Below are 1,517 nucleotides of genomic sequence, written 5' to 3' on the forward strand. Positions count from 1 at the left end.
TAAGTCCAGCGGTGTGATGTCAAGAAAATAAATGATTTAAAAATCATACATTTTTGATATATACCGCAAAGACAAAAAACACCCACCTAAGCCCTGTCGACCAGATTTTTTAAATGAGCAGGGCGTAGTTCATCAGCAAGCAGATGGAATCTACTTTGCTGGACAGTATAGGCGGTTGTCTTTCAGCAGTCGAAAGACTAAACGCACAAATTTACGGGCAGTTAATGCGAGTGCACGTTTGTGTTGGCATCTGTTTACCTCTTTGTATTTGAGGTGGTAGAAGTCGCTGTATTTCTTGTCGCATCTTACAAGAGAAAATGCGGCTTCACACAGATAATACTTTAAAAATCGGTTGCCTGATGGAATGAGCCTTGTAACTTCGGCTTCAAATCCACCGGACTGGTGTTGTTTCCAGGCAAGCCCCGCATATTTAGCAAGCGATGCCTGATTATCAAAACGATTGATATCTCCGATTTCAGCCATGATACCGGCTGAATATACAGGCCCAATACCTGGAATGGATATCAATACATTTGGCAAGAGTTCCATCAGGGCTTTGATAGCTTTATCGAACTTTTTGATTTGAGATTCCAATGCCTTCATAGAGGTTATGGATATTGAAAGCACCTGATTAACAGAGTCATTTACCGTCTTGGGTAAACGGTAAGAACTGCGGGCAGCTTTCTGAATGGCTTTGGCTACTGCATCAGGATCAGGAAAGCGATTCTTTCCTTTTTCAATGATGAAGTCAGTAAGCTCATGTAAGTCCATATTTGCCAGTGCTTCTGCGGATTCAAATTCATCGTAGACAGCAAGGGCAGTAGTGCTGAAGGCATCGCTGAATACCTTCTCCTGCGTCATAGTAGAATACTTCTTGAACAGCACATTCATGAATCGCTGCTTTTCTTTGACAAGATTCTGAACAGCGAAGAAACGTGCCCGTGTGAGGTTTTGGAGAGCTTTATAACGGTAGTCTCCCATATATACCTCTTTGTTGATTCTACCGAAACGCAGGCAGTCAGCAATAACAAAAGAGTCCACATAATCATTCTTTGGCAAGTCATTGTAAGTATCGTGAAACTTCTTGACTTGCTTAGGATTGAGGACATGAATCTTTCTGTTAAACGGTGCCAGAGTGGCATCTTCCCTTAAGAAGTACACGAGATTGTCTCCGTAAACTGAGGTTGCTTCAAGACCGATCAGAACCGTGTCAAGGGAATGTGAAGTTAAAGCAGAATAGATTTTTTTTACCAACAGGGTAGAACCTTCATGAGAGTTAGCAACAGAAAAGTTGCTGTGTTTATCTCCATTTGGAAGCATTAAGTAAACGACATTGGATTTGCTGCTTACATCGATACCGACGTAAAGTGTGTTCATTGTAATCACCTTCTTTCGTTGTAGATTAAAGTGTTCAATCGGCTTGGTAAAACCCATGATCATGGAGCATCGACACCCTCGCATATAAGAATCCAGCTTAAGATGGACAGATGCGAAACCACACTGCTAGATGGTTATCC

The 1,517-nt window shown here is 41.8% G+C and carries 1 protein-coding gene; it reads right to left on the reverse strand.

Annotated features, from left to right (window positions below):
- Positions 1-150: 150 nt before the first annotated feature.
- Positions 151-1,440 carry an IS110 family transposase gene (locus tag DW251_RS13760; RefSeq protein ID WP_243034973.1) on the reverse strand — a complete coding sequence of 430 codons (1,290 nt, stop codon included), beginning with the start codon at positions 1,438-1,440 and terminating at the stop codon, positions 151-153.
- Positions 1,441-1,517: the final 77 nt, after the last annotated feature.

This window comes from Clostridium sp. AM22-11AC, assembly GCF_003473545.1.
Lineage (GTDB): Bacteria > Bacillota > Clostridia > Lachnospirales > Lachnospiraceae > Enterocloster.

What these genes read in the sequence shown, in the direction of transcription:
- DW251_RS13760 (WP_243034973.1), bottom strand. Translation starts at nt 1,440, where the DNA reads ATGATCATGGGTTTTACCAAGCCGATTGAACACTTTAATCTACAACGA.